This is a genomic window from Gemmobacter sp. (assembly GCF_046292685.1).
In the GTDB taxonomy this organism is placed as follows: Bacteria; Pseudomonadota; Alphaproteobacteria; order Rhodobacterales; family Rhodobacteraceae; genus Wagnerdoeblera.
This window is the reverse complement of the sequence record NZ_JBKBQM010000005.1, coordinates 14,251-33,007: the sequence shown is the minus strand read 5'-3', so window position 1 is coordinate 33,007 and position 18,757 is coordinate 14,251. Positions and strand designations below refer to the sequence as shown.

Genomic DNA, 18,757 nt, shown 5'->3' with positions numbered 1-18,757 from the left:
AAGCGCGCTGGCGCAGGTGGCCCCCCCTGGCCCGGGTCGTCGATTTCGTCCATTCGCAAGGGGCGGCCATCGGCATCCAGCTGGCGCATGCCGGGCGCAATGGGTCGATGCAGCGCCCTTTCCACGGCGGCAAGCCGCTGTCCGCTGCCGATGTGGCCGCGCGGGCCGAGGCGCCCTGGCCGGTGCTGGCGCCCTCGGCGCTGGCGATGGGGCCGGGCCTGCCCGTGCCGCTGGAAATGACGCCCGCCGACCTTGCCGCCATCGCGGCCGGTTTCGTCGATGCCGCGAGGCGGATGCGTTTCGTGCTGGAGGTTGCCGCGGCCGTCCGCGCCGTCTGGCCCGAGGATCGCCCGCTGTTCGTGCGCGTCTCGGCCGTGGATCATGTCGCCGGCGGGCTGGAGCTGGCCGATACCGTCGCCCTGGCCCGCGCGCCGAAGGCTGTGGGGGTGGATGTGATCGACTGTTCCTCGGGCGGGATCCTCGGCGCCGCGACCAGCGGCCTTGCGCCGCGCGGGCCGGGGTTCCAGGTGCCTTACGCGCAGGCGGTGCGCGAAGGGGCGGGCATCCCGACCATGGCCGTCGGCCTGATCCCCGGCGCCGAACAGGCCGAGGCCATCCTGCAATCCGGCGCGGCCGACCTCATCGCATCGGCCGCGACGCGCTGGAAAACCCGAACTGGCCGCTGCATGCCCGCCGCACGCTGGAGGGCGAGGATTACGCGCCCTGGCCGCCGCAGCACGGCTGGTGGCCGGCGCGGCGCGCGGCCTTGCTGCGCGGATGAACGCGGGGGCAAGGGCGGCGCTGGCCAGACCGGGCGCCATCGCCTAACCTGCCGCCGGGACCGAGGAGGAGGGCTTGCCATGACCGTTCTGATCGCCGGGGCCGGAATCGCCGGGCTGACGCTGGGGCTGACGCTGCACCAGGTCGGCGTGCCCTTCCGGGTGTTCGAGGCGGTGCGCGCCTTGCGGCCGCTGGGCGTGGGGATCAACCTGCAACCCAACGCGGTGCGCGAGCTGCTGGACCTGGGGCTTGGGCCCGATCTGGACCGGATCGGGGTGCGCACCCGGCAATACGGGTTCTATTCCAGGACCGGCCGGCCGATCTGGGAAGAACCGCGCGGGCTGGCGGCGGGCTATCGCTGGCCGCAGTATTCGATCCACCGCGGGCGGCTGCAGATGCTGCTGGCCGAAACGCTGGTGGCGCGGGCGGGCACAGGGTGCCTGGTGACCGGCGCGCGGGCGGCGCGGTTCGAGACCGGGGCCGATGCCGCCCGGCTGCACCTGACCACCGAGGACGGCCCGCGGGTGGAGGAAGGCGCCCTGATCGTGGCGGCCGACGGCATCCATTCCGCCTTGCGGGCGCAGATGTTCCCCGAGGAAGGGCCGCCGATCTGGAAAGGCGCGATCCTGTGGCGCGGCACCACGCCGGCGCCCGAATTCTTCGGCGGGGCGGCGATGGCGCTGGCGGGGCACGACAGCCAGCGCATCGTGGCCTACCCGATCTCGGCCCCCGATCCGGCCACCGGGCTGGTCACGATGAACTGGATTGCCGAGCTGCGCCGCGACCCGGGCGCGGGCTGGAACCGCGAGGACTGGAACCGCCGCGCCGACCTGGCCGACTTTGCCCCCGCCTTTGCCGACTGGCGCTTCGACTGGCTGGACGTGCCCGCGCTGATCGCCGGGGCGGCGGAGGTCTATGAATACCCGATGGTGGACCGCGACCCCCTGCCCCGCTGGACCGAAGGCCGCGTGACCCTGATGGGCGACGCGGCGCACCCGACCTATCCGGTCGGCTCGAACGGGGCGAGCCAGGCGATCGTGGATGCAAGGGTGATCGGGGCAGAGGTCCGCCGCCTTGGCCCCACCCCGGCGGCGCTGGCGGCCTATGAGGCGCAGGTGCGCCCCCGGACCACGGCGGTGGGGCTGGCCAACCGGGGCAAGGGGCCGGACGCGGTGATGCAGATGGTGGAGGACCGCTGCGGCGGCGTGTTCGACGATATCGAGGCGGTGATCCCGCGGGCCGAACTGGCCGCCCATGCCGAGCATTACAAGCGGCTGGCGGGCTTCAGCATCGAGGCGCTGAACGCGGCCCCGCCGATCCTGGGGCCGGTGGAGGGCTGAGCCTGTCCCCCCGAGGGACACAGGCCGACCCCAGCAAGATCAAGGGCTTGGCGGCGCGTTTTCACGAAGCCTTAACCTTTGGCCCCCCCTGGCACCCCGGGGCGCCCTGCCCTGCCCGGCGCCGCGCGGCCCCACCGCGCCCGGTCAGAGCAAAAACAGCACGATGCCCGGAAACAGCGCCAGCACCACCACGCGCAGCAGGTCGGACCCGACGAACCACAGCACCGCGCCCCAGGTGGCGCGGATCGGGGTGTCGCGATCCATCGCGTTGATGACGAACAGGTTGAGCCCGACCGGCGGCGTTATCAGCCCGACCTCGACCACGATCAGCACGAGGATGCCGAACCAGATGGCCATGTGTTCGGTGGACATGCCGAAATCCAGCGCGGTCATCACCGGAAAGAAGATCGGGACGGTCAGCAGGATCATCGACAGGCTGTCCATCACGCAGCCGAGCACGAGGTAGATCAGCAGCACCAGGAACAGCACCGTCATCGGCGCAAAGCCCTGCTCGACGACCCAGGCGGAAATCGCCTGCGGCACCTGGCTGAGCGCCAGGAAGGCGTTGAAGAACGCCGCCCCCAGCACGATGAAGAAGATCATCGCCGTGCCCGAGGCGGTGGCGAGAATGGCGGCGCGGAACCGCGCCCAGTCGAGCTGCCCCGAGGCCCAGGCCACCAGCCCGGTGCCGAGCGCGCCGACGCTGGCGCCTTCGGTGGGGGTGAAGATGCCGGTGTAGATGCCGCCGACCACCGCCACGAAGATCACGATCACCGGCCAGACGGCGAGGGTGGCCGCCAGCCGTTCGGCAAGGGCCAGGCGCGGCGCGCGGCCCGCCTGCGCGGGGTAGAGCCGCACGTAAAGCGCGATGACCAGCATGTAGCCCAGTGCCGCCAGCAGCCCCGGCACGAAGGCGGCCAGAAACAGCTTGGCGATGTTCTGTTCGGTCAGCGTGGCATAGACCACCAGCACCACCGACGGCGGGATCAGGATGCCCAGCGTGCCCCCGGCCGCCAGCGTGGCGGTGGAGAGCCCGCCGGCATAGCCAGCGCGCTTGAGTTCCGGCAGCGCCACCTGCGCCATCGTCGCCGCGGTGGCCAGCGACGAGCCGCAGATGGCGCCAAAGCCGGCGCAGGCCCCGACCGAGGCCATCGCCGTGCCGCCGCGCAGGTGGCCGAGCCAGGCCTCGGCCGCCTTGAACAGCGCGCGGCTGAGCCCGCCGATGCCCGCCAGGTGCCCCATGAGCAGGAAGATCGGCACGATGGAAAGCGAGTAGCTGGAAAAGGTGGTGTAGGTTTCGGTCTTGAGCTTGGACAGCACCATGTTGGGGCTGCCGGTGATGAGCCACATGCCCCCCAACCCGCAGACCAGCATCGCAAGCCCGATGGGCGCGCGCAGGAAGATCATGCCCAGCAGAACCGGAAACGCCCAGAGCCCGATTTCGATGTTGCTCAATGCGACACCTCGGGCTTGACGGCGCGGGTATCGCGGCGGGTGGCCAGGGCGCGGGTGCGGTCGCAGGCCGACCACAGCGCCACCAGCACCCCCAGCACCGCCGGCACAAGGCAGGCGGCATAGGCCCACCAGACCGGGAATTGCAGCAGAAAGGTGGTTTCGCCGTTCTTCAGCTTGCCGAGCAGCCCTTCGTAAAGCCGCCAGGCCAGCAGCGCCATGACCGCGGCCATGACCAGTTCCCAGAATGCCAGCAGCAGGCGGTTGACCTGCACCGACAGCCCGTTGGTGAAGATATCCACCGTGGCATGGCCGGCGTTGAGGATGCACCAGGGCAGGAAGGCAAAGACGGCAAAGGCGATGCCGGCCTCGACCAGTTCGAAATCGCCGGGCACGGGGCCGAGCCCGGCAAAGGCGAAGGCGCGGCCGGTGATCGACAGGCAGGTCATCACCACCAGCACGGCCAGCACCAGACCGCCGGCGAGGGCGGCGAGGCGCGCAAGGGTATGGGCGAGGCGATCCATCCGCGGCTCCGGGGGCGGCGCGGGCGGGCCGGGGCGCGGCCCGCCCGGACCTGTCATTTGGTGTATTGCGCGATCAGGGCGCGGGCCTCGTCCACCAGGGCCTTGCCGTCGAACCCGGCCTTGGCGCTTTCGGCGATCCAGGTGTCGATGGTTCCGGCGGCGCCGGCTTTCCACAGCGCGATCTGTTCGGGGGTCAGCTGGATGATGTTGTTGCCCAGCTTGACCGCGATGTCGCGCGCGCCGTCATCGGCGGCCTGGCTGACGCGGCCGGCATTGGCGCTGAAATCGGCGCCGGAGTTGGCGTCGATCACCGCCTTCAGGTCGTCGGGCAGCTTGTCGTAGGTGGCCTTGTTCATCGCCAGCAGGAAGGACGAGGTGTAAAGCGGCGCGCCCGGAAACTCGGTGTGGTTCCTGACCAGTTCCGAAGTTTTCAGCGCTCCGGTGACTTCCCACGGCAGGATGGTGGCGTCGATCACGCCCTTGGACAGCGATTCGGGCACCGCGGGCACCGGCATGCCGACGGCGGTGGCCCCCAGCGCGGTGGCCATCATGTTGGTGACGCGGGTGGGGGCGCGCAGTTTCACGCCCTTGAGGTCGTCGGGGGTGACGATCGGCGTCTTGGAGTGGATCAGGCCGGGGCCGTGGGTCCAGAGGCCGATGACCTTCACGTCCTTCAGTTCGGTGTCCATCATGTGTTTGGCGCCGAGCTCCCAGAAGGCGCGCGAGGCGGCCTCGGCGTTGGTCATCATGAAGGGCAGTTCCATCACCTCGGTGCGCGGGAAGCGGCCGGGGGTGTAGCCCGGCAGGGTCCAGACCACATCGGCCACGCCGTCGATCACCTGGTCGATCAGCTCGCCGGGGCGGCCGCCAAGCTGCATGGCGGGGTAATGTTCGAACTTGATGCGGCCGTTCGAGTCCTTCTCGATCTTTTCCATCCAGGGCACGAGGACGCCGGCCGGAACCGGGGCCTGCGCCGGCAGGAACTGGTGCAGCTTCAGCACGAAGTCCTGTGCGCTGGCGGCGGTGGCGCCAAGGCCGAGCGAGAGCGCGAGCGCCGCGGCACCCGCGAGGGCGCGGCGGGTCAGGGTGGTCGTGGTCATGGTCATCCTCCCGAAGGCGTGATCGTTGGGGCCGGCGGCCCGGACCCGCAGGTTAGCCGCGCCGCCCCGCAGGTCAACGCGAAAACAGCGCGCAGGTCGCGCGCGGGCTTGATTCCCTGCGCATTGGGGGGCATCTGGTGGCCCAGCCGATCCCTGGAGGACACCCGATGCCAGCCTATCGTTCCCGCACGACCACCCACGGCCGCAACATGGCCGGCGCCCGCGGCCTGTGGCGCGCGACCGGGGTAAAGGACAGCGATTTCGGCAAGCCGATCATCGCCATCGTCAACAGCTTTACCCAGTTCGTGCCGGGGCATGTCCACCTGAAGGATCTGGGCCAGATGGTGGCGCGCGAGGTCGAGGCGGCGGGCGGGATCGCCAAGGAGTTCAACACCATCGCGGTGGACGACGGCATTGCGATGGGCCATGACGGGATGCTGTATTCGCTGCCTTCGCGCGAGCTCATCGCCGACAGCGTGGAATACATGGTCAATGCCCATTGCGCCGACGCGATGGTGTGCATTTCCAACTGCGACAAGATCACCCCCGGCATGCTGATGGCAACGATGCGGCTGAACATTCCGGCGGTCTTCGTGTCGGGCGGGCCGATGGAGGCGGGCAAGGTCACGCTGGGCGACGGGCGCACCATCGCCATCGACCTGGTGGATGCCATGGTCGCGGCCGCCGACGACAAGGTTTCCGATGCGGATCTGGCGGCGATCGAACAGGCGGCCTGCCCCACCTGCGGGTCGTGCAGCGGCATGTTCACCGCCAACTCGATGAACTGCCTGACCGAGGCGCTGGGGTTCTCGTTGCCGGGCAACGGGTCCACGCTGGCCACCCACGCCTATCGCAAGACCCTGTTCCTGGAGGCCGGGCGCCGCGCGGTGGAGCTGTGCAAGCGCTATTACGAGCAAGGCGACGACTCGGTGCTGCCGCGCAACATCGCCACGAAACAGGCCTTCGAAAACGCCATCGCGCTGGACATCGCCATGGGCGGGTCCACCAACACGGTGCTGCACATCCTGGCGGCGGCGCAGGAAGGCGGGGTCGATTTCACCATGGCCGACATCGACCGCATGTCGCGCCGGGTGCCCTGCCTGTGCAAGGTGGCGCCGAACAAGGCCGATGTGCATATCGAGGACGTGCACCGCGCCGGCGGCATCATGGCCATTCTGGGCGAGCTGGACCGCGCCGGGCTGATCCACCGCGACTGCCCGACGGTGCATGCCCCGACCATCGGCGCCGCCATCGACCAGTGGGACATCGCCAAATCCAACAACCCCGCTGCGCAAGAGCTGTTCCTGGCCGCCCCCGGCGGGGTGCCGACGCAAACCGCCTTCAGCCAGTCGTCGAAATGGCCTTCGCTGGACCTGGACCGCACCAAGGGCGTGATCCGTTCGGCGCAAACCCCGTTCTCCAAGGATGGCGGGCTGGCGGTGCTGTCGGGCAACCTGGCGCCGGACGGCTGCATCGTGAAGACGGCCGGCGTGGACGAATCGATCCTGGTCTTTGCCGGCCCGGCCAAGGTGTTCGAAAGCCAGGATGCCGCGGTCTATGGCATCCTGAACGGCGGGGTGAAGGAAGGCGACGTGGTGGTCATCCGCTATGAAGGGCCGAAAGGCGGGCCGGGGATGCAGGAAATGCTGTATCCGACCAGCTACCTGAAATCGAAAGGGCTGGGCAAGGCCTGCGCGCTGGTCACCGACGGGCGGTTTTCGGGCGGCACCTCGGGCCTGTCGATCGGGCATGTCAGCCCCGAGGCGGCGGCGGGCGGCGCCATCGGCCTGGTGCGCGACGGCGACCGGATCGAGATCGACATTCCCGCGCGCAGCATCCGCCTGGCGGTGCCCGAGGCCGAACTGGCCGCGCGCCGCGCCGAACAGGATGCCAGGGGCTGGCAACCGGCCGCGCCGCGCAAGCGCAACGTGACCCCGGCGCTGAAGGCCTATGCGTATTTCGCCACCTCGGCCGACAAGGGCGCGGTGCGCCGCCTGCCGGAGTAGGCCGGCGTGACCCCGCGCGCAACCGGGCCGCGCCGCCGGCCCGGTTTTCGCGCGGGGGCCGGGCATCTGATATACTAATATGCTAGTCAACCGCCCTGCCCTGGTGTAAAACCGCGGACGAAAGATCGGCCCGGTGGCGGGCGCGGCGCGGGGGGACAGCATGCGGCAAACCTGGCGGTGGTTCGGGCCCAGGGACTTGGCCTCGGTCGAGGACATGCTGCAATGCGGGGTCGAAGGCGTGGTGACCGCCTTGCACCATGTGCCGACCGGCGCGGTCTGGACCCCGGAGGAGATCGCCGCCCGGCAGGCGCTGATCGCGCGCAAGGCCGACGGGTCGCCTTCGGGCCTCGCGTGGGAGGTGGTGGAATCGCTGCCGGTGTCGGAAGACATCAAGAAGCAGAAAGGCGACTGGCGCGCGCATCTGGCAAACTGGAAGACCAGCCTGCACCATCTGGCGGCGGCGGGCATTCCGGTTGTGTGCTACAACTTCATGCCGGTGCTGGACTGGACGCGCACCGATCTGGCCTGGCGGCGGCCCAGCGGGGCCACCTGCATGCGCTTCGATCTGCCGGATTTCGCGGCTTTCGACATTCATATCCTCGCGCGGCCCGGCGCGGCCGAGGATTACCCCGAGCCTTTGCAGAACCTGGCCGCGCAACGCTTCGCCGCGATGGACGATGCGGCCCGCGCGGCGCTGGCGCGCAACGTGGTGTTCGGCCTGCCGGGGGCGGCCGAAAGCTTCACCCTGGAGGATGTGCGCCGGCATCTGGCGGAATACGACCGGATCAGTGCCGAACGGTTGCGCGCGAACCTGGTGGATTTCCTGGCCGAGGTGGCGCCGGTGGCCGAAAGCCTGGGCCTGCGGCTGTGCTGCCACCCCGACGACCCGCCGTTTCCGCTGCTGGGTCTGCCGCGGGTGATGTCCACGCTGGCCGATTACCGCGCGGTGCTGGAGGCGGTGGATGTGCCGGCGAACGGCGTGACCTTCTGCACCGGCAGTTTCGGCGCCCGGCCCGACAACGACCTGCCGGCGATGATGGCCGCGCTGGCCGACCGGGTGCATTTCGTGCATCTGCGCAACGTCACGCTGGAAGGAAGCGACCTGCGCAATTCGTTCTACGAGGCGATGCACCTGGAAGGCGGCACCGACATGGTGGCAGTGATCGCCGCGATCCTGGCCGAGGAGCGGCGGCGCCGCGCGGCGGGGCGGGCGGATGCCGACATCCCCTTCCGCCCCGACCACGGGCAGGACATCCTGGACGATCTGCGCCGCAAGGGGCAGCCGGGCTATCCAACCATCGGGCGGATGCGCGGGCTGGCCGAGCTGCGCGGGATCATGACCGCGCTGTCGCATCCGATGGTGCAGGGGGGCTGAGCGATGCTGCTGCGGCTGGATGCGGCCGACAACGTCGCGGTGGCCACCCGGGCGCTGGCCGCGGGCGAGGGCGGTGCGGCCGAGGCGATCGCGCGCGGGCACAAGATGGCGGTGGAGCCCATCGCACAGGGCGAGGCGGTGCGCAAATACGCGCAGGTGATCGGCTATGCCCTGGCCGACATCGCCCCCGGGCAGCATGTGCACACGCATAACCTCGGGTTCCGCGCCGCGCAGGTGGCGCATCGCTTTGCCAGCAACCTGCGCCCGGTGGCGCCGGCGGCGGTGCAGGATACCTTCATGGGCTACCGGCGGGCGCATGGGCGGGCGGGCACGCGCAACCACATCGCGGTGCTGACCAGCGTGAACTGTTCGGCCACCGCCGCGCGGATGATCGCGCGGCACTTCACCCCCGAACGGCTGGCCGAATACCCCAATGTCGATGGCGTCACGGCCTTTGTCCACGGCACCGGCTGCGGCATGGGCGGCGACGGCACGGGGCTGGAGATCCTGCAGCGGGTGCTGTGGGGCTATGCCCGCAACCCCAATGTCGGCGGCGTGCTGATGGCGGGGCTCGGCTGCGAGATGATGCAGATCGACTGGCTGATCGAGGCGCACGGCCTGACGCCGGGCCCCTTGTTCCGCACCATGAACATTCAGGACATGGGCGGCCTGCGGCGCACGGTCGAGGCCGGCATCCGCATCGTCGAGGAGATGTTGCCGCTGGTGAACGCCGCCCGGCGCGAGCCCTGCCCGGTGTCGGACCTGATGGTCGGCCTGCAATGCGGCGGGTCGGACGGGCTTTCGGGCATCACCGCCAACCCGGCGCTGGGGCATGCCTGCGACCTGCTGGTGGCGCAAGGCGGCACCGGCGTGCTGGCGGAAACGCCCGAGATCTACGGCGCCGAACACCTGCTGACGGCGCGGGCCGTCAGCCCGGCGGTGGGCGAACGGCTGGTCGGGCTGGTGCGCTGGTGGGAAGATTACACCGCCCGCCACGGCGGCAGCATGGACAACAACCCCAGCCCCGGCAACAAGGCCGGGGGTCTGACCACGATTCTGGAAAAGTCGCTGGGGGCGGCGGCCAAGGGCGGCACCTCGCCCCTGACCGGGGTCTATCGCTATGCCGAACCCATTACCGCGCGGGGCTTCGTGTTCATGGACAGCCCCGGCTACGACCCCGCCAGCGTCACCGGGCAGATCGCCTCGGGGTGCACGCTGATCGCGTTTACCACCGGGCGCGGGTCGGCCTTTGGCGCCAAGCCCGCGCCGTCGATGAAGATTTCCAGCAACACCGAGCTGTTCCGCCGGCAAGGCGACGATATCGACCTGGACGCGGGGCGGATCGTCGGCGAAGGCGCCTCGATCGAGGCGGTGGGGCGCGAGATTTACGCGATGTGGTTGCGGCAGGCCTCGGGCGAGGCGACGAAATCCGAGGCGCAGGGCCTGGGCGACGACGAATTCGTGCCCTGGCAGGTCGGCGCGGTGCTGTGATGGGCAGCTTTCTGGCGCTTGGCGAATGCATGGTGGAACTGGCCCCGGCCGATGGCGGGCTGCTGCGCCAGGGCTTTGCCGGCGATACGTTCAACGCCGCCTGGTATGCGCGCCGCGCCTTGCCCGCAAGCTGGACGGTGGATTACGCAACCCAGGTCGGCCGCGATGCGATTTCGGCAGCGATGCTGGATTTCATGGCCGGCGAAGGCATCGGCACCGGCAGCATCCGCCAGCGCGAAGACCGGACGGTGGGGCTGTATCTCATCACGCTGGCGGCGGGCGAGCGCAGCTTCAGCTATTGGCGCGGCCAGTCGGCGGCGCGGATGCTGGCCGAAGACCCTGCCTGGCTGGCAGGCGTGCTGGCGGGGCGGCGGGTCATTCATTTTTCCGGCATCACGCTGGCCATCCTGCCGCCCGAGGGCCGCGCGACGCTGTGCGCGGCGCTGGCGCAGGCGCGGGCGGGCGGGGCGCTGGTCAGCTTTGACACCAACCTGCGGCCGCGGCTGTGGGAAGGCACGGCGGCGATGCAGGCGGGGTTGCGGCTTGGCGCCTCGGTCGCCGATGTGGTGTTGCCCTCGTTCGACGAGGAAACCGCCCTGTTCGGCGATGCCACGCCCCAGGCGACCGCGGCGCGCTATGCCGCACTTGGCGCGCAGGTGGTGGCGGTGAAGAACGGCGCCGAGCCGCTGACGCTGCGCAGCGGCGACGGCGTGGAGACCTTGCCCGCAATGCCGGTGGCGCAGGTGGTCGATACCACGGCGGCAGGCGACAGCTTTGCCGGCGTGTTCCTGGCCGGGCTGGCCAGCGGCCGGCCGCTGGCCGATGCGGCGCAGGCGGCGATGCAGGTGGCGGCCCGGGTGATCGGGGCGCGCGGCGCGCTGGTGCCGGGCGCTGTGGATCAGAGTTTGGCCGCCCAGACGCGATAGCGCCCCTGTCCGGTGATTTCGCGCACCAGCCCGCGCGCCGCGAACAGGTCGAGGTTGCGTTGCACCGCCGCGCGCGAGGCGCCCGATTGCGCCTCGGCCAGCGGGGCCGAGAGGCTGGGCCAGTCGGCCAGCAGCCGCAAGAGCGCGGGCGGCGTCCGGCCCGACAGGTCGCGCGTGGCCTCGGCGGCGCGGGCGGCCCAGGACGCGAGCCGGTCGAGGTGCAGCAGGGCTGCGAACACCGCCTGATGCGCACCACCGATCCAGGCGGCAAGGCGCCGGTCGGCCGGGCCCTGTGCCGTCAGCGCACCGAAGCCGGCCAGCGCCAGCGGCAGGAAGGCCGGCGAGCCGGCGACCGACCCCGCCAGCCGCGAGGCCAGCACCGCGGCCTCCAGATCGCGGGCCGGCGAGGGTTCGGCGATGCGCCAGAGGTGGAACATCACCGCCCCCTGCACCACCGGATGCAGCGGGTCGAGCGTTTCCAGCACCTCGCAGGGTTCGGCAATGCGCGCGGCCCCCGGGTCGGCCAGGCCCAGAAGCGTGGCCAGCGCCTGCGCGCGGTCGGGGCCGACGGGGGCGGGGCCGCCGGTCAGCCGCCGCACCGCCCAGGCGCCGCGGGCCAGCGCCTGGGCATCGGCCCCCGTGGCACCGATCTGAAGCCCGAGCCACAGCACCAGCCGGTCGGCCGGCAGGCGGTCGCCTGTCCACCAGCCGAGGCTGGCGACCTCTTGCAAGGCCAGACGCTGGCGCGCGCCGGGGCCCGCGCGGCGCAGGCGTTCTTCCAGCCGGCCGAAATCGAAGGCGAGGGCCGCAAGGTCGGGGGCCAGCGCCGCCTCGGCCGCGCGCCATTCGGCATGGGGAAACAGGCGCGCCCGGTCGGATTGCGGCAAGGGCGAGGCGGGCGGATCCTCGGCCGGCGGCAGGAACCACAGGTCGGCGTCGGACTCGGGCTCCTGGTCGGAAGCAAACGGGGTGCGGGCCATGCTGTGCAGTATGCGCAGGTTTTGCGCATCCATCAAGGCTGCTTTCGGCGCCCGTGTTACCGGCCGGTGACGACGCAGGGTCAACCCGTCGCGCCCGGCCAGGCGGCGCCCCACCTCGCCCCCGAGGTCGCGCGGCACCGCCTCGGGAAAGGGCAGCGCATCGCCCAGGGCCTGCATCAGCCCGACGAAGCAGCGGATATCGGCGCGCTTGACCGTGTGCAGCGGACGGTATTGCGCGCTGGCGAACTTGACGAAGGCGGCGTTGGCGCAGGAGGGGATGATGTCGATGCTGGGCCGGTGGTGCGCCGGATGAAATCCGGCCTGCGCATGTGCCGATTTCCTGCACATCCTTGGGCAGCTCGTCGGCGGCGCGGCAGGGGCAATCGGCCGGGTCGTCGCAGCTTTCCATGATGCGGTCGGCCTCGCGGCACATGATGCCTCAGACCCTGTTCCATGCCTTGACCTCGACCAGACCCATCGAAGGCGTCAGCGTTGCCTGCGGGTCGAAATCGACCACCAGCACGCGGCAGCCGTCGAGCGCGGCGGCATTGGCCAGGTGCTGCGGCACCACGGTCTTGCCGACGCCGCCCTTGAAGTTCGACACCGCCACCCGCAAGGCGCGGCCCCGCGGGCGTTCGGGCAGCAGCGGCTTGCCGCGAAAGCGCAGGCGGCGGCGCAATTCGGTGACAGGCAAGGTGTCTCCCGATACCATTGAACCGGAAAATTCCGATTGTTGCGGGTGTTTGTGGATAATGCCGTCGTCTGGTGCCGGGTGACCAAAAACCGGATGATGTCACAGTGGCGACAACGACAAGCGGCGGCAGGCCGGCAATGACCAGACAGGATGGCAGGGGCAGCATGCGTCAGGCACCACTGACCGAGGCCGGGTTGCGTGCGGAATATGGCGCGGCTGTGCGGGTCGAGCTGGAGGCGCAGGGGTGATCGGGGCCTTTATTTGCACCTGCGGCATGGTGCTGCCTGCAAGCTGTGCAAAAGGGTGTGATCCATCTGCCATGACGCGAGGGATTCTTTCGCGCATCTTGCGGGGCGGCAGGCCGGCAGCCTATATGGCGCGTTGAGTCGCCGGCTTCGCGGCGGCGGGCAACGCCTTGGGTTTCATCTGGAAATGTCTCGGGTCGGTTCGACGGTCGTCTCTCTGCCCCGGCGCAGGGTGCTTGCGATGGCGGCAGCGCTCGGGCTGGCGTGGCCGTTGCGCGCGGGTGCCCGGCAAACCGGCATCGGTGATGCTGCGCCGCAGCAATTCAGCTTCGACCTGCTGACCGAGGAGATGCGCGCCCTGGCCGCGCAGCCCTGGGCGCCGGGCCCGCAGGTGCAGGGCTTTCTGGCCGACCTGGATTACGACGATTACCGCCTGGTGCAGTTCCGCCCCGACCGGCAGCGCTGGTCCGAGCCCGAAAGCGCGTTCCGGCTGGGCGCCTTTCCGATGGGGTGGCTGTTCAAGGAGCCGGTGCACCTGTTCGAGGTTTCGGGCGGGATGGCGCAGGAGCTGCGCTTTACCACCGAGGATTTCGAATACCTGAACGATCTGGGCACCCGGATTCCGCCTTTGACCGACATGCCGGGGGTGGCGGGCTTTCGCCTGCATCACCCGCTGAACCGGCCCGACGTGATGGACGAGGTGGTGGCCTTCATCGGCGCCAGCTATTTCCGGGCGTTGGGGCAGGGGTCGGCCTATGGCCTGTCGGCGCGCGGGCTGGCGGTGAACACGGCGACGGCCGCGGGCGAGGAGTTTCCGCGCTTTTCCCGGTTCTGGATCGAGCGCGGGGCAACCGAGGCCACGGTCTGCGCCGCGCTGGAAAGCCGCAGCGTGACCGGGGCCTATCGCATCGTGATCCGGCCGGGTGCCGCAACGGTGATGGACGTGACCGCGCGGCTGTTCTTTCGCCGCGATGTCGAGGAGCTGGGCGTGGCGCCGCTGACCTCGATGTTCCTGTTTTCGGAAAAGAACCGGGCCGAGTTCGACGATTTCCGCCCCAATGTGCACGACAGCGACGGGTTGCGGATCGCGCGGGCGGATGGCGGCGTGATCTGGCGGCCGCTGAACAACCCGCCGCGGCTGACGGGCAGCTATTTTCCCGAAACGGCGCCGCGGCGCTTCGGGCTGCATCAGCGCGACCGGCGGTTCGAAAGCTATCAGGATGCCGAGGCGCAGTATCACCGCCGGCCCTCGCTGGATGTGGAACCGCTGGGCGACTGGGGGCAGGGCTTCGTGCGGCTGGTCGAGATTCCGTCCGACCAGGAGGCGAACGACAACATCGTGGCCTATTGGGTGCCGGCCGAGCCCGCCCGGGCCGGGCAGGCGCGGGAATTCGCCTATCGGCTGCACTGGGGCGACCTGCCGCTGGACCCGCAGGCGCAAATCGCGCATGTCGCCGAAACCCGCGCCGGGCATGGCGGCTATTCGGGTTTGCGCGGCACCGAGAACCTGCGCAAGTTCGTGGTGGATTTCCGCGGCGGCGTGCTGGCCCGGCTGGATCCGGGCGCGCCGGTGCAACCCGTGGTGACGGTGTCCAACGGGGCGCTGGTCTCGACCACGGTGCAGCACATCGCCGAAACCGGGGTGTGGCGCGTGGCGATCGACGTGACCGCCGACGACGACGCGGTGGTGGAACTTTCCGTGCATCTGGCCGGATTCGGGCGCAAGCTGTCCGAAGACTGGCTCTATCAGTGGATCAACGCGACATGACCGACATCCCGACGCAATTCCGGCCCGACCCGGACCTGAGCGGGCAGGCGCGCGGCGTGCTGCCCGATGCGCCGCTGGCGATGCCGACCCAGTGCCTCGAGCGGCCCTCGCACGGCTGGGCCGAGCGGCTGACGGCGCCCCTGCGCCTGCTGCGGTTGCCGCTGTCGCGCGGGGCCTGATCTTGGCCGGGGCAGGGCCGGGGTGGCGGGTGCTGGTCACCCGCGCGGTCCTGCTGGGGGCCAGCCTGGCCTTTGGCTGCGGCGGTTTCGTGCTGTTCCTGCGCTATGGCCTGTCCGACGGGTTCGACGCGATGGATGTCGTGCGTGCCGGGCTGATCTTCGTGTCGACCTTCTGGCTGGCCTGGGGCGCGGTGCAGGCGGTTGCCGGCCTGACGACCCGGCCCCCCGCGGTGCCGCGCGCCGAACCCGCGCCGGGGGCGCGCTGCGTGGTGCTGGTGCCGGTTTACAACGAGGATCCGACCGTCACGTTCGCCCGCATCGCGGCGATGGATGCCTCGGTCAAGGCGGCGGGACAGGGCGAGCGGTTTCACTTTGCCATCCTGTCCGACACCCGCGACGAGGCCGTGGCCCAGGCCGAACGCGCCTGGTTCTTGCGGCTGCTGGACGATACCGGGGGCGACGGGCGCATCTTTTACCGCCGGCGCGACACCAACCGCGGCCGCAAGGCCGGCAACATCGAGGATTTCATCACCCGGTCGGGGGCCGCCTACGAATATGCGGTGATCCTCGATGCCGACAGCCTGATGGAAGGCGAAACGCTGGTGGAAATGGTGCGCCGCATGGCGGGGGCGCCCGACCTGGGGTTGTTGCAGACCCTGCCGGTGATCGTGAACGCCCGGTCCCGCTTCGGGCGCATCCAGCAGTTTGCCGCCGCGTTCTATTCGCCGGTGTTCTGCCGCGGGCTGGCGATGATGCAAGGGCGCACCGGCCCGTTCTGGGGGCACAATGCCATCGTGCGGGTGCGCGCCTTTGCCGAAAGCTGCGGTCTGCCCGCGCTGAAGGGCAAGCCGCCCTTCGGCGGGCATATCCTGAGCCACGATTACGTCGAGGCCGCGTTGCTGGCGCGGGCCGGCTGGACGGTGCGGGTGGATGACGACCTGGGCGGCAGCTACGAGGAAGGCCCGGAAAACATGGTGCTGCACGCCAAGCGCGACCGGCGCTGGTGCCAGGGCAACCTTCAGCATTCGCGGCTGCTGCTGGCGCCGGGGCTGAAGCCCTGGTCGCGCTTTGTCTTCGTGCAAGGCATTCTGGCCTATCTGTCGCCGGTGCTGTGGCTGGCCTTTCTGCTGGCCTCGATCGCGGCGCCGCTGTTTGCGCCGCCGATCGACTATTTCCCGATCGAGGGTTGGCCCTTTCCGGTGATTCCGGTGTCGGAGGCGTCCAAGGCGCTGGCGCTGGCGGTGCTGGTGTTCGGGCTGCTGTTCCTGCCCAAGCTGCTGGTGCTGGCCGATGCGGTGCTGCGCGGGCGGGCGCGCGGCTTTGGCGGGGCGCTGCGGGCCACGGCCTCGGTGCTGCGCGAGCTGGTGTTTTCCGCCATCGCGGCGCCGGTCTTCCTGATGTTCAACACCCGTTCGGTGTTGCAGGTGGTGGCGGGCATCGATGGCGGCTGGCCGGCGCAGTCGCGCGGCGACGGGTCGCTGACCTTTGCCGAGGCCTGGGCCGCCGGGCACTGGATCGTGACCTCGGGCGCGGTCGGGCTGGCGCTGGCGGCCGGGCTTTCGCCGGGGCTGGTGCCGTGGTTGTCGCCGGTGCTGGTGCCGATGCTGGTGGCGCCGGTCATCATCTGGTGGTCGTCGCAGCCGGCGCGCGGCTTCGTGACGCCGGCGGAAACCGCGGTGCCGCCGGTGCTGGCGCGCCATGCCGAGTGGCTGGCGCGCTGGCAGGCCCCGGCGGGCTGAGCCGCAGCCTCAGCCGCGCAGGATCGCCTCGGCCTCGATTTCCACCCGGTGATCGCCGATCAGCCCGGCCACGCGCACCAGCGTGTTGGCCGGCTTGACCGCGCCGAACACGCGCCCGTGTGCGGCGGACACCGCCATGACGTCGGCTTCGTCGGTGATGTAGATGCGGGTGCGCGCGATGTCTTCGGCCCGGCCGCCCAGCGAGGTGACGGCGGCGATGATGCGGTCGAGGATATAGGTCGTCTGGGCCCCGGCATCGGCCGGCGCCACGGCGCGGGCCAGCCCGGCCACCGCGGTGGTGCCCGAAACCAGGATCCGGTCGCCGATGCGCTGCGCGCGGCAATAGCCGGCGATGTCTTCCCATTTCGAGCCGGTCAGCACGCGCGCGCCGCCCGCCACCGCCTGGGGCGCGAAGGCCCTGGGCACTTCGGACAGGTGGTGCGACAGGTCGCCCGAGGCGGTCAGGAACGGCGGCCGGCGGTATTCGTCGCCGCAATCGCCGGGGATGGGGGTCGTGGCGGCAAAGCCGGCGGCCAGGGTGGCGCGGTCTTCGTCGTCGAGCGCAAAGGAGAACAGCCGCAGGTTGTCGGCGGCGTGGAAGTTTTCGCCCAGCCGCGCCCCGATGATGACGCCGGCGACGCGCGCCTGTTCCAGCACCCAGCGCGTCGCCACGTTGGAAACCGAAACCCCGTGCTTGCGCGCCACCTGCGCGGCGGCGCCCAGCACCGCCTGAAACGCCGCCCAGCCCCCGGCCGCGTCGATGAAGCGGCGGTATTTCATCTTGGACCAGTCGTCGATCCGGGCGGGTTCGGGCTGGCCTACCCATTTGTCCGCCAGGAAGCCGCCGTTCAGCGTGCCATAGCCAAGGATCCAGGCCCCGTGCCGTTCGCACACCGCCGCCAGGTCGCCGGCGGCGCGCCGGTCCATCAGCGAAAAGCTGACCTGGTTGGTGCGCAGCGGCACGCCGTCGGACAGCGCAAGGTTGAAATGCGCCGCGTCGAAGTTCGTTACCCCGAGCTCTCCGATCAGCCCTTCGTCGCGCAGCCGCGCCAGTTCGTGCAGCGCGTCCAGCCAGGCCGGGTGCTCGAAGGTCCACCAGTGGAATTGCAGCAGGTCCACCCGTTCGACCCCCAGCCGCTGCAACCGCTCGGTCACGCCGGCGCGCACCACCTGCGGCGTCATCGGGCCCGGTGCGGGGCACCATTTGGTCAAGGCCAGCGCGCGCGTGCCCCGCGCCAGCAGCCGCCCGGCAATGATCTCGGCGCTGCCGTAGTGGTCGGCCATGTCGAAGGTGTCGAACCCGGCGGCGGCATAGGCGGCCAGCCAGTCGGCGCCGGTGTCGGGGTCGATGGTGGTGCCGTTCCTTTCGATGTCGGCCACCTGCCACAGGCCGGTGAGGGCGCGCGAGATTTCCAGCCGGTCGGTCAGGCGCAGGCGGTCGGGGCGGTTGGGCATGGCTCAGCTTTCGGGAATGAGGAAACGGAAGGACCGGGTGATGTCGGCCTGCAAGGCCGCGTGCGCGGCCGGCCGGTTGCCGGCGCGCAAGGCGGCGACGATTTCGCGGTGGTGGGCGTGTTCGGCGATCTGCCCGGCTTGCGGCCGGTTGATGATGAGGTTGAGGTAGGCGCCGTATTGCAGCCAAAGCGCCTCGATCAGCGGCAACAGCACCTCGGACCCGCTGAAGCGATAAAGCGTGAAGTGGAAGTCGTGGTTGGCCACCAGGTCGGGCAGGTGGTCGGGCCCGTCTTTGGCGCGCGACAGGATGGCGTCGATCTGGTCGATGCCCTCGGGGTCGATCCGGTCCATCGCCTGATCGAGGATCAGGTGTTCCAGCGCCAGGCGCGCGGCCATCAGGTCGGCGGCGCGGCGGGCATCGAATACCGGCACCATCAGCGTGCGCGACGGCGTGTCGATCAGCGCGCCTTCGGCCACAAGGCGGCGCACCGCCTCGCGCACCGGGGTCATCGAGACGCCCAGCTGTTCGGCCAGGGTTCGCAGGCTCAGCACATCGCCGGGCGCAAAGGCGCCGCGGGTAAAGGCATCGCGGAGCGCGAAATAGGCATTCTCGCGCAGTTTCACCGGGTCGAGGCGGGCGATGGCGGGGCTGGTCATGGGACTATTGACAGGCTCACGATGTATCATTGATAAAATATCACAG

Annotated in this window: 13 protein-coding genes and 2 pseudogenes; 9 read left to right on the top strand and 6 right to left on the bottom strand. The window is 70.3% G+C overall.

Features of this window, described 5'->3' with window-relative positions:
• Nucleotides 1-107 precede the first annotated feature (107 nt).
• Together ACK4S2_RS02405 and ACK4S2_RS02400 are read left to right on the top strand one after the other, a co-directional pair.
• A pseudogene (locus tag ACK4S2_RS02405) lies at nt 108-641 on the top strand (NADH:flavin oxidoreductase/NADH oxidase); the annotation flags it as partial.
• 219 nt (nt 642-860) lie between these two features.
• Nucleotides 861-2,120, top strand: a complete 1,260-nt coding sequence (locus tag ACK4S2_RS02400; protein WP_409620054.1) for a flavin-dependent oxidoreductase — start codon at nt 861-863, stop codon at nt 2,118-2,120.
• 144 nt (nt 2,121-2,264) lie between these two features.
• On the opposite strand, the gene ACK4S2_RS02395 is transcribed toward ACK4S2_RS02400, so the two are convergent.
• Genes ACK4S2_RS02395 through ACK4S2_RS02385 form a run of 3 tightly spaced genes read right to left on the bottom strand, consistent with a single transcriptional unit; the run spans nt 2,265 to nt 5,196 of the window.
• The gene (locus ACK4S2_RS02395) at nt 2,265-3,575 is read right to left on the bottom strand and encodes a TRAP transporter large permease (protein ID WP_409619950.1); all 1,311 of its coding nucleotides are present in this window, start codon (nt 3,573-3,575) and stop codon (nt 2,265-2,267) included.
• Nucleotides 3,572-4,096: a TRAP transporter small permease gene (locus tag ACK4S2_RS02390; protein ID WP_409619948.1), complete on the bottom strand. Its 525-nt coding sequence runs from the start codon at nt 4,094-4,096 to the stop codon at nt 3,572-3,574. Before ACK4S2_RS02390 ends, ACK4S2_RS02395 begins: the two co-directional genes overlap by 4 nt.
• 53 nt (nt 4,097-4,149) lie before the next feature.
• A complete protein-coding gene (locus ACK4S2_RS02385) occupies nt 4,150-5,196 on the bottom strand; it encodes a TRAP transporter substrate-binding protein (RefSeq protein ID WP_409619946.1) in 1,047 nt (348 codons plus the stop codon).
• 167 nt (nt 5,197-5,363) lie between these two features.
• Here ACK4S2_RS02385 and ilvD point away from each other — a divergent pair, with 167 nt between their 5' ends.
• From ilvD to ACK4S2_RS02365, 4 genes are all read left to right on the top strand, one after another.
• Nucleotides 5,364-7,202, top strand: coding sequence for a dihydroxy-acid dehydratase (gene ilvD, locus ACK4S2_RS02380; RefSeq protein ID WP_409619944.1), 1,839 nt, complete (start codon nt 5,364-5,366; stop codon nt 7,200-7,202).
• Nucleotides 7,203-7,362: 160 nt separating this feature from the next.
• A complete protein-coding gene (uxuA, locus tag ACK4S2_RS02375) occupies nt 7,363-8,577 on the top strand; it encodes a mannonate dehydratase (RefSeq protein ID WP_409619942.1) in 1,215 nt (404 codons plus the stop codon).
• Nucleotides 8,578-8,580: 3 nt separating this feature from the next.
• The gene (locus ACK4S2_RS02370; protein ID WP_409619940.1) at nt 8,581-10,068 is read left to right on the top strand and encodes a UxaA family hydrolase; all 1,488 of its coding nucleotides are present in this window, start codon (nt 8,581-8,583) and stop codon (nt 10,066-10,068) included.
• The gene (locus ACK4S2_RS02365) at nt 10,068-10,994 is read left to right on the top strand and encodes a sugar kinase (protein WP_409619938.1); all 927 of its coding nucleotides are present in this window, start codon (nt 10,068-10,070) and stop codon (nt 10,992-10,994) included. Before ACK4S2_RS02370 ends, ACK4S2_RS02365 begins: the two co-directional genes overlap by 1 nt.
• A gap of 1,196 nt (nt 10,995-12,190) precedes the next feature.
• Here the strand turns inward: ACK4S2_RS02365 and ACK4S2_RS02360 are convergent.
• Nucleotides 12,191-12,662 (bottom strand): annotated as a pseudogene (locus ACK4S2_RS02360) (ParA family protein); the annotation flags it as partial.
• Nucleotides 12,663-13,100: 438 nt separating this feature from the next.
• Between ACK4S2_RS02360 and ACK4S2_RS02355 the strand changes: the two are divergent.
• From ACK4S2_RS02355 to mdoH, 3 genes are read left to right on the top strand one after another with little or no spacing between them, the layout of a single operon-like run.
• Nucleotides 13,101-14,681, top strand: a complete 1,581-nt coding sequence (locus tag ACK4S2_RS02355) for a glucan biosynthesis protein (RefSeq protein WP_409619936.1) — start codon at nt 13,101-13,103, stop codon at nt 14,679-14,681.
• Nucleotides 14,678-14,860 (top strand): hypothetical protein, encoded by a 183-nt coding sequence (locus tag ACK4S2_RS02350; protein WP_409619934.1) that lies wholly within the window; start codon nt 14,678-14,680, stop codon nt 14,858-14,860. Before ACK4S2_RS02355 ends, ACK4S2_RS02350 begins: the two co-directional genes overlap by 4 nt.
• Before the next feature lie 29 nt (nt 14,861-14,889).
• Nucleotides 14,890-16,599 (top strand): glucans biosynthesis glucosyltransferase MdoH, encoded by a 1,710-nt coding sequence (gene mdoH, locus ACK4S2_RS02345; RefSeq protein ID WP_409619932.1) that lies wholly within the window; start codon nt 14,890-14,892, stop codon nt 16,597-16,599.
• A 9-nt stretch (nt 16,600-16,608) separates the two neighbouring features.
• On the opposite strand, the gene ACK4S2_RS02340 is transcribed toward mdoH, so the two are convergent.
• Together ACK4S2_RS02340 and ACK4S2_RS02335 are read right to left on the bottom strand one after the other, a co-directional pair.
• On the bottom strand, nt 16,609-18,054 hold the full coding sequence (locus ACK4S2_RS02340) for an aldo/keto reductase (protein WP_409619931.1): 1,446 nt from the start codon (nt 18,052-18,054) through the stop codon (nt 16,609-16,611).
• A 3-nt stretch (nt 18,055-18,057) separates the two neighbouring features.
• On the bottom strand, nt 18,058-18,711 hold the full coding sequence (locus ACK4S2_RS02335) for a GntR family transcriptional regulator (RefSeq protein ID WP_409619929.1): 654 nt from the start codon (nt 18,709-18,711) through the stop codon (nt 18,058-18,060).
• Nucleotides 18,712-18,757: the final 46 nt, after the last annotated feature.

Bases quoted from the DNA above. Each gene is read 5' to 3' on its own strand.
- ACK4S2_RS02400 (WP_409620054.1), top strand. From the start codon at position 861: ATGACCGTTCTGATCGCCGGGGCCGGAATCGCCGGGCTGACGCTGGGG.
- ACK4S2_RS02390 (WP_409619948.1), bottom strand. From the start codon at position 4,096: ATGGATCGCCTCGCCCATACCCTTGCGCGCCTCGCCGCCCTCGCCGGC.
- ACK4S2_RS02385 (WP_409619946.1), bottom strand. From the start codon at position 5,196: ATGACCACGACCACCCTGACCCGCCGCGCCCTCGCGGGTGCCGCGGCG.
- ilvD (WP_409619944.1), top strand. From the start codon at position 5,364: ATGCCAGCCTATCGTTCCCGCACGACCACCCACGGCCGCAACATGGCC.
- uxuA (WP_409619942.1), top strand. From the start codon at position 7,363: ATGCGGCAAACCTGGCGGTGGTTCGGGCCCAGGGACTTGGCCTCGGTC.
- ACK4S2_RS02370 (WP_409619940.1), top strand. From the start codon at position 8,581: ATGCTGCTGCGGCTGGATGCGGCCGACAACGTCGCGGTGGCCACCCGG.
- ACK4S2_RS02365 (WP_409619938.1), top strand. From the start codon at position 10,068: ATGGGCAGCTTTCTGGCGCTTGGCGAATGCATGGTGGAACTGGCCCCG.
- ACK4S2_RS02355 (WP_409619936.1), top strand. From the start codon at position 13,101: ATGTCTCGGGTCGGTTCGACGGTCGTCTCTCTGCCCCGGCGCAGGGTG.
- ACK4S2_RS02350 (WP_409619934.1), top strand. From the start codon at position 14,678: ATGACCGACATCCCGACGCAATTCCGGCCCGACCCGGACCTGAGCGGG.
- ACK4S2_RS02340 (WP_409619931.1), bottom strand. From the start codon at position 18,054: ATGCCCAACCGCCCCGACCGCCTGCGCCTGACCGACCGGCTGGAAATC.
- ACK4S2_RS02335 (WP_409619929.1), bottom strand. From the start codon at position 18,711: ATGACCAGCCCCGCCATCGCCCGCCTCGACCCGGTGAAACTGCGCGAG.